Source organism: Blautia intestinihominis (assembly GCF_040096655.1).
Lineage (GTDB): Bacteria > Bacillota > Clostridia > Lachnospirales > Lachnospiraceae > Blautia_A > Blautia_A intestinihominis.
In genome coordinates, this window is the sequence record NZ_JBBMEI010000101.1 from 1 (window position 1) to 9306 (window position 9306).

General features: G+C 42.6%; 16 protein-coding genes. 13 read left to right on the forward strand and 3 right to left on the reverse strand.

Annotation, left to right across the window (positions count from 1 at the left end; translation table 11 throughout):
- Positions 1 to 37: 37 nt before the first annotated feature.
- Positions 38 to 220: a zinc ribbon domain-containing protein gene (locus WMO75_RS17670; RefSeq protein ID WP_349078640.1), complete on the forward strand. Its 183-nt coding sequence runs from the start codon at positions 38 to 40 to the stop codon at positions 218 to 220.
- Between the two features lie 358 nt (positions 221 to 578).
- On the opposite strand, the gene WMO75_RS17675 is transcribed toward WMO75_RS17670, so the two are convergent.
- Positions 579 to 1217 carry a DUF3786 domain-containing protein gene (locus WMO75_RS17675; protein ID WP_158583655.1) on the reverse strand — a complete coding sequence of 213 codons (639 nt, stop codon included), beginning with the start codon at positions 1215 to 1217 and terminating at the stop codon, positions 579 to 581.
- A gap of 180 nt (positions 1218 to 1397) precedes the next feature.
- On the opposite strand from WMO75_RS17675, the gene WMO75_RS17680 reads away from it, so the two are divergent.
- The 4 genes from WMO75_RS17680 to WMO75_RS17695 all read left to right on the forward strand — a co-directional run bounded on the left by WMO75_RS17680 (position 1398) and on the right by WMO75_RS17695 (position 3526).
- Positions 1398 to 1721, forward strand: coding sequence for a hypothetical protein (locus WMO75_RS17680; RefSeq protein WP_291580490.1), 324 nt, complete (start codon positions 1398 to 1400; stop codon positions 1719 to 1721).
- Positions 1722 to 1790: 69 nt separating this feature from the next.
- Positions 1791 to 2387 (forward strand): thymidine kinase, encoded by a 597-nt coding sequence (locus tag WMO75_RS17685; protein WP_118699575.1) that lies wholly within the window; start codon positions 1791 to 1793, stop codon positions 2385 to 2387.
- A 116-nt stretch (positions 2388 to 2503) separates the two neighbouring features.
- The gene (locus WMO75_RS17690; RefSeq protein WP_227222262.1) at positions 2504 to 2794 is read left to right on the forward strand and encodes a hypothetical protein; all 291 of its coding nucleotides are present in this window, start codon (positions 2504 to 2506) and stop codon (positions 2792 to 2794) included.
- Positions 2795 to 2887: 93 nt separating this feature from the next.
- Positions 2888 to 3526, forward strand: coding sequence for a class I SAM-dependent methyltransferase (locus WMO75_RS17695; protein ID WP_118699573.1), 639 nt, complete (start codon positions 2888 to 2890; stop codon positions 3524 to 3526).
- A gap of 68 nt (positions 3527 to 3594) precedes the next feature.
- On the opposite strand, the gene WMO75_RS17700 is transcribed toward WMO75_RS17695, so the two are convergent.
- A complete protein-coding gene (locus WMO75_RS17700) occupies positions 3595 to 4230 on the reverse strand; it encodes a class I SAM-dependent methyltransferase (protein WP_118699572.1) in 636 nt (211 codons plus the stop codon).
- A 173-nt stretch (positions 4231 to 4403) separates the two neighbouring features.
- Between WMO75_RS17700 and WMO75_RS17705 the strand changes: the two genes are divergently transcribed.
- From WMO75_RS17705 to WMO75_RS17730, 6 genes are all read left to right on the forward strand, one after another.
- Positions 4404 to 4865: an NUDIX hydrolase gene (locus tag WMO75_RS17705; protein WP_118699585.1), complete on the forward strand. Its 462-nt coding sequence runs from the start codon at positions 4404 to 4406 to the stop codon at positions 4863 to 4865.
- A gap of 16 nt (positions 4866 to 4881) precedes the next feature.
- Complete coding sequence (locus WMO75_RS17710) at positions 4882 to 5505, forward strand: NUDIX hydrolase N-terminal domain-containing protein (protein ID WP_118699571.1); 624 nt, start codon at positions 4882 to 4884, stop codon at positions 5503 to 5505.
- A 98-nt stretch (positions 5506 to 5603) separates the two neighbouring features.
- The gene (locus WMO75_RS17715; RefSeq protein ID WP_349078635.1) at positions 5604 to 6485 is read left to right on the forward strand and encodes an effector binding domain-containing protein; all 882 of its coding nucleotides are present in this window, start codon (positions 5604 to 5606) and stop codon (positions 6483 to 6485) included.
- 138 nt (positions 6486 to 6623) lie between these two features.
- Positions 6624 to 7067: a GNAT family N-acetyltransferase gene (locus WMO75_RS17720; protein WP_118699583.1), complete on the forward strand. Its 444-nt coding sequence runs from the start codon at positions 6624 to 6626 to the stop codon at positions 7065 to 7067.
- 17 nt (positions 7068 to 7084) lie between these two features.
- Positions 7085 to 7573, forward strand: a complete 489-nt coding sequence (locus tag WMO75_RS17725) for an HD domain-containing protein (RefSeq protein ID WP_118699570.1) — start codon at positions 7085 to 7087, stop codon at positions 7571 to 7573.
- Positions 7570 to 8190 carry a methylated-DNA--[protein]-cysteine S-methyltransferase gene (locus WMO75_RS17730; RefSeq protein WP_118699569.1) on the forward strand — a complete coding sequence of 207 codons (621 nt, stop codon included), beginning with the start codon at positions 7570 to 7572 and terminating at the stop codon, positions 8188 to 8190. The genes WMO75_RS17725 and WMO75_RS17730 overlap by 4 nt, the downstream gene beginning before the upstream one ends.
- A 28-nt stretch (positions 8191 to 8218) precedes the next feature.
- Here the strand turns inward: WMO75_RS17730 and WMO75_RS17735 are convergent, their stop codons facing one another.
- Entirely contained in the window at positions 8219 to 8581 is a 363-nt protein-coding gene (locus WMO75_RS17735) for a helix-turn-helix domain-containing protein (RefSeq protein WP_349078637.1), read from the reverse strand.
- On the opposite strand from WMO75_RS17735, the gene WMO75_RS17740 reads away from it, so the two are divergent.
- Both WMO75_RS17740 and WMO75_RS17745 read left to right on the forward strand, forming a co-directional pair.
- Positions 8499 to 8774 carry an MptD family putative ECF transporter S component gene (locus tag WMO75_RS17740; protein ID WP_349078638.1) on the forward strand — a complete coding sequence of 92 codons (276 nt, stop codon included), beginning with the start codon at positions 8499 to 8501 and terminating at the stop codon, positions 8772 to 8774. The genes WMO75_RS17735 and WMO75_RS17740 overlap by 83 nt on opposite strands.
- Before the next feature lies 1 nt (position 8775).
- Complete coding sequence (locus WMO75_RS17745; RefSeq protein WP_349078639.1) at positions 8776 to 8952, forward strand: ATP-binding cassette domain-containing protein; 177 nt, start codon at positions 8776 to 8778, stop codon at positions 8950 to 8952.
- Positions 8953 to 9306 lie beyond the last annotated feature (354 nt).

The window sequence follows — 9306 nt, forward strand, 5'->3', positions numbered from 1 at the left end:
GCTTGGATATAAGCTGGAAGAACGTGGGAAATATCTTATAAAAGTAGACCGTTATTTTGCATCCAGTAAGATATGCAACGTATGTGGGAACAGGAAGAAAGAACTGGCTTTGTCAGAACGGACATACATATGTGAATGTGGAAACCGGATGGATCGGGATGTGAATGCAGCTGTCAATATCCTGAAAGAAGGAAAAAAGATATATAAAAAGTGTGCGTAGCGGCACATAGAAAAATCTGTAACTAGATAAAAAAGAACCGCGGGACACGCGGGGATAGCCTGTTTTAGCTTTGCCCTGAAGGGCAATCGAGCAGGAAACCCCCACTTCAAAATCTGTAAGATTTAAGTGGAGGGAGCATGTCAGTGCGTCCATAAATGCAGATGTGATGTTCGGCCTGCTGAGTGCAGTTTCCATGCCCATCACCGCATACGGACAGCCGGCAAAATTCCGTCCTGTTGTTCTTGCTGATAATTTGGGAAGTCCTGTCTGCCTGAGAATCTGGCTGATTCCGGTTGCAGAATAGCCGTTTTTCCAGAACAGTTCGGCAGCACATTTGATCAGACGCTGCCTGGATTCTTCACCCTTTGTCATTGTGTATTTCCTCCTTCAGTCTGTGAAATAAATGTGTGAGTGCAAACATGAGCGTCTCATAATGCATATAATCCAAAATATTTCTGTCTACAAGAATTTGAAGGTTTGCCGGGAATTCATCGTCTGCTTCCCAGAAACGAATAATAACTGGCAAAAAAGGAAAAAGTTCTAATTCGAAAGCAACATCGCCCTTTTTCAGTTCTTTCCCGGAAAGTGTCAGGCAGGCGTTGTGTAATTCTGGGATTTTTCCATTAAAAGAGTCAGCAGTATTCTGAAAAAATCCATTATTCGAAGAAAGATTTCCTGTTTGGACAGTGGAAAGACTACCAACGTTTACAAACTTATGTGCCAGATGACATTCATCTTTGGAATAACACAAAACATCATAAATGGTCATTGCTTCATTATAATCTGCTTCGCAGACAGTTTTAAAATCATCCTCTGACCATTGAACATTTCCTGATTTCCTGTTGATACGATAGATGCGCTTAACAAAAGAAAGATACAACCAGGACGGATCGTGTTTTAATGAAAATTTGGCTATCATTGTGTCCTGGTCATATTGCAGGAAAACATTCGCCATAGAAAGTTTCGTCTTTTCGTAATTACTAACAGCGTTTATCATATCAGCCTCCAGGTGCATGTGCTTTACAATTTATTTACAGAATAGACTATTCGGTCTATAAAGTCAAATATGGTTAGCTTTTTATAGAAAATCTGTTCACCAGGCTACATTTATTTGTGTTATACTGTTCGTGAAAGGGCATGAGGAATGATAAAAAATCCGAGAGAAAGGTGAAATTCTATGGAAAATTTGATCTGGTACATCATAATGATCCCATGCAGTGCATTACTCACAGGAATTGGAATTTACGCATGGAACAGGAAAAAACCTATGTGGTTCTGGTCTGGAAAGACTGTTAAAGAGACAGAGATTTCAGATATTACTGCTTACAATCATGCCAATGGAATTATGTGGATCGTATACTCTATTATTTATTGGATGGCGACATTTGCCGGGATTTGGAATTCTACAGCAGCATTGGACCTGATCATAGTGGGCTGTGTAATTGGGATTCCGGTACTGGTAGTCGTATATAATCGAATATATGCAAGATATAAGGCCTGACCAGATTGGTCGATAATAAAAATACAGAGCAGGATTTTTCAGTATGGAAAATCGGGGAAAGGTTAAAAAATGGCAAAATTATATTTCAGATACGGAGCAATGGGCAGTTCGAAGTCTGCCAATATTCTGATGGTTCGTTATAACTACGAAGAACGTGGTCAGTATGCGGTATTATTAAAACCAAGGACTGACAACCGGGATGGGGAAGATGAGATCAAGTCCCGGATAGGGCTGTCTGCACCGGCTGAATATGTAGATGATTTTTTGCAGGAGATCTCGAAATGCTGGAATGTTGAAACTTCAGAATATATCTACCATGAAAAAAGGGTAGCAGCAGTTCTGGTGGACGAAGCACAGTTTCTTTCGCCCGAAGAAGTAGACAGATTATCGGATATCGTGGATTTTTATGATATTTCGGTTCTTTGCTATGGGCTTCGCACCGACTTTTTGAACCATCTCTTTCCGGGCTCCAGGCGGCTTATGGAGATTGCAGACGTGATAGAAGAAGTCCCTACCGTATGCTGGTGTGGAAGAAGAGCACAGTGCAACACCAGATATGCTAATGGCAAAATCGTCCGCGAAGGCGCACAGATCATGCTTGGTTCAAATGAAAGTTATGTGGCACTTTGCAGAAAGCACTACAAAGAAGGAAAATTGTGGAAGTAGAATAGTAACGTTGACAAAACGGTTAGTGCGTGCTAACATAACAAGTGTTATGAATGATGAGCGAAGAAAACAAACCGAACAAAAATTAATCAGATCCGGCAGAGGCAATCATTCTGATGGAGAAATCCGCGGGCAGCCGGTACGAAGGATTTAAGAGCCAGATTGACATGCAGATGCAATCAGCATTTACCAGCTATTTTTCCAAATTTATGGGTGTCAGCCCCGATGCGGAACTTATCAGGATTCTGGTTTCCATGAGGCTTCAGGGATACATGGAACTGATCAAAGGAGATTATACCGTGGAAGAAAGAATAAGGCTTGCAAGAGAGATCGGCATCCACGCGGATGCAGGGACAATGGCGTTAATTAAATATCTGAACGGACAAAAAGAAGTCTATCGCAAATAATGCGGTAGGCTTTTTCTATTGCAAAACATAATTTTTTTCGGATTTGTTATGTGCTCACACAGATTTGATTTGAAATGTGAGGAGGAAAAAATCATGAACGAAAAAGCAAACTACGGAAACTGGGTACCGGAGAAAGCACTCTATATGTTGTTTGGAGCAGCAGTTCTTTTGGGTGTGCATGAGCACCTGGTCGAGCATCTTGACTGGAACGGAGAAGGCAGACTACTCGACATCGGATGCGGGGCAGCCGCACTTACGGTTCGCTGTGCCAAAGCTTTTCCAAAAGCACAGATCACCGCAATGGACTACTGGGGCGCAGAATGGAATTACGCCAAAGAACAATGTGAAAGAAACGCACAGATAGAAGGTGTTGCAGATCGTATATCTTTCCAGAAAGGGGATGCTGCGAAACTGGATTTTCCAGATGAAACCTTTGACGCGGCAGTAAGCAACTTTGTATTCCATGAAGTACGCACAGCAAAAGACAAACGGGATGTTGTAAGAGAAGCACTACGGGTAGTAAAAAAAGGCGGCGTTTTTTCCTTTCAGGATATGTTTTCCCAGAAAGCACTGTACGGAGATATGGAGCAGTTCGTCCGTGAACTGAAAGCGGAAGGCATCTCAGAAGTACATTACATAGGAAATCTGGAAAAGAAACTCGACTTTATCCCGGGGTTTGTAACAACACCATGGATGATCAGTGGAATGGGGATTATTTATGAAAAAAAGTAAGTGATGGATTCGCAAAAACGCCTGTACAGCTGACTGCCGCAGGCGTTTTTCAATGAGATGATCTACTGTTATTTACGTGCAACAAGGTGTGCGCGGAACCCTTTCTGTTTCTCCATAGTCAGTACAGTGAAGCCGGTTTTTTCTGCCATGGCGATGAATTCTGTGACTTTATGTATCTTCACATCGCCATGACCAGCCAGATTTGCCAGAGGCATTTCCAGATGGTTCATCAGCCAGACGATAAAATCTGAAGAGGTATAGTCACGTAAAACGAGTCGGCCGCCTTTTCGCAGAACACGGTAAGTACTGTTAAAAAATGCCTGAGGATTCGGATAGTGATGGAAGCTGTTGGAACAGATCACCGCATCAAAAGAATCCTCAGCAAAAGGAAGATTTTCGCTGTCGCCTACAATAAATTCCGTGTTGGAAAGCTTCTTTGCCTGAGCGACCTTGATCATTTCAGGAGTGAGGTCGAGACCGATATAATGTTTATCCGGGTATTTTTGATGGAGCAATTCAAGCATCGGTCCGGTTCCACAGCCACAGTCGAGCACATCGTGGAAAGGCTCCTTTTCCAGTTCTGCCAGGATCGGCGGGTAATCATCCTTACACATTTCATAAATACCGGCATGTCCACTGTCGTAAATCTTGGCTGCCTGTGTGAATTCTTTGATAGAAAGCTGTTTATATTTTTCAGGTGTCATAAAAAAGGCCTCCTAAACTTGAAATTTTTTTGATAAACGGTTAGGCTGCACTAACCAGACATTACCATAAATGCACAGAAAAGTCAATTAAACGGGGCGTGTCTGTGTATTTTGGTTTGGGAGTATGCTATAGTTATTAGAGATAGGAATGTATGAAAGAAAGGAAAACTGGAATGACGACAACTACGTTGTGTTACATAGAAAATGATAATAAATATCTGATGCTTCACAGAGTAAAAAAGAAGAATGACATGAACGAAGGTAAATGGATCGGCGTCGGCGGGCATGTGGAAAGTCAGGAAACTCCTGAGGAATGTCTCGTGCGTGAAGTGAAGGAAGAAACAGGTCTTACGCTCACCTCGTATAAATTTCGCGGGCTGGTAACGTTTATAAACAGTGAATCTGAATCCGAGCTTATGTGCGTGTTTACAGCGGACGGATATACAGGTGAACTGATCGAATGCAATGAGGGTGAGCTTTGCTGGATCGACAAAGCCAGGGTATCGGAACTTCCTGCATGGGAAGGGGATAGGGTGTTTCTTGATCTGCTTCTTTCGGGCGAAGAACGCTTTTTTTCCGCGAAACTGCAGTATGAAGGCGACAGACTTGTTGAAACGAAGATCAATTTGTATTGAGGAGGGAACTTACAAGATGGATAAAAATAAACAATGGATCGATCTGATCGTGGAACTACAGAGTCTTGCACAGGTAGGACTTACTTATGGAAAAGATGTTTATGACAAAGAACGTTATGAACGCATTCGAGATATTTCTGCTGAAATGATGGCTGAGCTTTCCGGTCTGCAAGTGGAAAAGGTAAAAGATCTTTTCTGTAATGAGACCGGCTATCAGACACCAAAAATTGATACCCGCGCGGCAATATTTAAAGAGGGAAAAATCCTGCTCGTTCACGAAAACAACGGAACCTGGTCACTGCCGGGCGGATGGTGCGATGTGAATGTATCCGTAACAGAAAACACAATAAAAGAAGTGAAAGAAGAAGCAGGTCTTGATGTTTCTGTCAAAAGTGTGATCGCCATTCAGGACAGGGAAAAGCATAATCTTCCGGTCTATGCATACAGAGTCTGCAAGATATTCATGCTCTGCGCGGCGACTGGTGGAGGTTTTGAAGAGAATATCGAGACTACAGGTTTTGACTATTTTGCAGAGGACGAACTTCCTGAACTTGCAGGCGAAAAGAACAATGAAGAACAGATCAGAATGTGTTTTGATGCATACCGTGCAGGTGATAAATGGAAGACATTTTTTGATTAAATGATAGAGGTTTTTTTCATAACATCTGGGAGCACGCAGAGTCAGGAAATGCCTCTTATATTTTGCTAGACTGTAATCACCAGGAAGGGAGTGAAAGAATGAACTGGATACAGGGAATACAGAGAGCGATTGATTATGTGGAAGCGAATATAACAGAAGAAATTGACTTCGAAGAAGTGGCAAAACAGGCGTATTCGTCTTCGTTTCATTTTCAGAGAGTCTTCGGTATTTTGTGCGGATTTTCGCTTGGTGATTATATCCGTATGCGCCGCCTTTCTCTGGCAGGTGAAGAACTGTCAAAGGGAAATGCAAAGATCATTGACATAGCAATGAAATATGGATATGATACGCCGGAAAGTTTTTCCCGTGCCTTTACCCGATTCCATGGCATTGCACCAAGTGAAGCAAAACACAGCGGCAAAGTCAGAATCTTTACTCCCCTGTCTGTAAAATTAACCTTAACAGGAGGCAGTAAGATGGATTACAGAATTGAAAAAAGAGATGCATTTCAGGTTGTCTGCAAGAGAAAAAGAGTTGATAAACCACAGTCGGCAAATGCCACGCCTGACATTACCGCAATGTGGCAGGAGTACGGTGCGAACGGAACAATGCGAAGGCTGATCGCCTGCATGCCGGAGGATCCGGTGATGAAAGGTCTGCTTGGAATTTGTTTTTCCTCTGAGCTTAATGCGAAGCAGTTTCCTTATGGGATCGGTGTCGAGTATGATGGAAGAAAAGTTGACGACGACCTGGAGATCGTGACGATCCCGGCGAATACTTATGCGGTCTTTACAAGCAAAGGAAAGATGCCGGATGCTTTTATCGAGACTTATCATAAGATCGTCACAGAATTTTTCCCGCAGAGCGCACAGTATGAATATGCGGAGAATGTGGAGTTTGAGGTTTACTCATCACAGGATGTCTCAGATCCGAATTACCAGTGCGAGATCTGGATCGCGGTGAATGAGAAAACAGAATAATAAGAATTTCAAAAAGTGGAACGACTTCTGATGAGCAGGAGAAATTCCACTTTTTTGCGCTATATTGCTGTAGAAGGAATTGGATTCCTGGGGATAAAATGATATAATAAGAAATCATTTATGAAAGGAAATCGTGAAATGAAAATATACGAAGTCAGAGAAAGAACGCCCCGGCTGGTAGCCGATCTTTTGGATATCTGGGAAGTATTTGTCCGTGCAACACATCATTTTCTTTCGGATGCGGAGATCACTCAGATCAAAGAATATGTTCCACAGGCATTACAGGGTGTTGTACATCTGATCATTGCGGAAGATGAGACAGATGGACCGACAGCATTCATAGGAATCGAAAATAACCGCCTGGAAATGCTCTTTCTTTCTCCGAAAGTACGAGGGAAAGGTCTGGGGAAACAGCTGCTTCAATATGCAGTCCAGGATTATGGAGTCCGTGAATTAACAGTAAATGAGCAAAATCCGCAGGCAGTAGGGTTTTACGAGCATTTGGGCTTCCAAACGTACAAAAGAACAGAATACGATGAAGAAGGAAATCCATATCCACTTCTGTATATGAAACTGGTGTGAAACAGGAGGAACTATTTATGAAAATCTCAGAAATCATGGAAAAAATGATTGCTTTTTCGAAAGGAAATATTCATGATATCAATCATTTTATGTGCGTATGGACGTACGCAAAGACAATCGGAGAACTGGAAAATCTGGATCAGGAAACACAGTATATTCTGGAAGTCGCAGCAATCACACATGACATTGCATGTCCTTTCTGTCGCGAAAAGTATGGCAATACAAACGGCAAATATCAGGAAAAAGAAGGAATGCCGATTGTAAAAGAATTTCTGGCAGATACTGGTATGTCAGAGGCACAGATTGAACGTGTGGCATATCTGGTAGGACATCATCATACACTGAAAGACATTGAGGGGATTGATTATCAGATTCTGATCGAAGCAGATTATATTGTAAATGCATATGAAAGTGAATACAGCAAAGAGAATATCGAAAACTTTATTGAGAAAGTTATGAAAACAGACAGTGGAAAACGTATTACAAGGGAAGTGTTCTGCTTATGAAAACACGCGAAGAGGCACTGAAATTTGGATTATCCTTTAAAAATGTATATGAAGAACGCCCGTTCAAAGATCAAAACTGGCAGCTGGTGAGAGTGAAGGGAAGTAAGAAAGCCTTCCTCTGGATCTATGAAAGAGACGGATATATCAATCTCAATGTAAAGGTAAATCCGGAGTGGCGTGACTTCTGGCGGTCTGCGTATGATGCCGTGATCGCAGGTTATCATCAGAACAAAGAGTACTGGAACACGATCATTCTGGATGGCAGCATACCGGATAAAGACATCAAAAGAATGATCGCCGAAAGCTATGATATCATCACAGACAGCCCGACAAAACGGATCTACGAGGCGGTCAAACGAATTCCAAAGGGACATGTGGCAACGTACGGAAAAGTGGCAGAGATGGCAGGCAATGCGAAGATGTCAAGAGCAGTTGGAAATGCCCTGCACAAAAATCCGGACCCGGAGCATATCCCGTGTTTTCGCGTAGTAAATGCGAAGGGAGAACTGGCAGGAGCCTTTGCATTTGGTGGAGAAAGGACACAGGCGAAGCTTCTTGAAGAAGACGGGGTAGAGGTGATCGATGGCAAAGTCGATCTGAAGAAATATGGGATCTAATAGCAGACCAGGGAGCATGATTCCCTGGTCATTTCTTTTCCAGATGCCTGGAACGGCGATATTCCAGAGGAGATACACCGAATTGTTTTTTGAACACAGAGGCGAATTTACTCTGGTTCAGATAGCCGACCTGCTCTGCGATTTCAGCCACAGATAAACGCGTTGTGGCGAGTAATTCTCCGGCTTTATTCATACGTATTTCACGCAGATAGACAGAGATATTCTGTCCGTAAACACCACGGAAATAGTTTTTCAGACTGGTCTCACTGATAGAAAATTCTTCGGCTAATTCCCACGCAGGATGGTGCGTGGCGATCCCGATCAGCTTTGTTCCGATCTTTCTGCCGATTCTTGGCGCGCTGTGGACACTGATCACAGGAAATCCGTTCATGCTGTTCCTGACAAGGGTAAAGAAGTTTGGCATGGTCACATTAATGGCAATCTTAAGCGGCCTTCTGATGGGGCTTACCGGAATGGGATACTGGGGTGTACCGCTGGGTCTTGTGTTTGGCCTGCTGGGCGACCTGATCCTGTTTTGCGGTATTCTTTCTACAGAAATACATTGTTTTCTAGGAGGCAGATAGTATGATAGAAATTGATCATGTGACATTTACCTACGGGGAAAATAATGAACATTCTGCGGGAATTCGAGATATCGATCTGACGATAGAAGACGGTCAGGTAGTCGTGCTCTGCGGGGAGAGTGGCTGTGGCAAAACAACGCTTACGCGACTGATCAACGGTCTGATCCCGCAATTATGAGGGAAAAATGAGCGGTGAAACCTGGGTAAATGGAGTGAAAGTTTCCGAGCAGCCGCTGTACGATACGGCGAAGATCGTTGGAAGTGTTTTTCAGAATCCGAGGTCACAGTTTTTTAACATAATATATAACAAGAATTCTCCTACCTCTGCAGGTAGTGAGATGAATTGTAGATCTGAGCATAAATGATCAAAAGAATTTTATAAATAAAAAAGAAAACGCTTGTTCTCATGGATGACTTGTATTATAATAAAAAAGAACATATTGTTCAGAAATGGAAATTGAAATCATTTGTAAACATGTAGAAATACGAGGTGAGGAAAATAAATCGGGCAGTAAAAGTAAGAATCTATCCA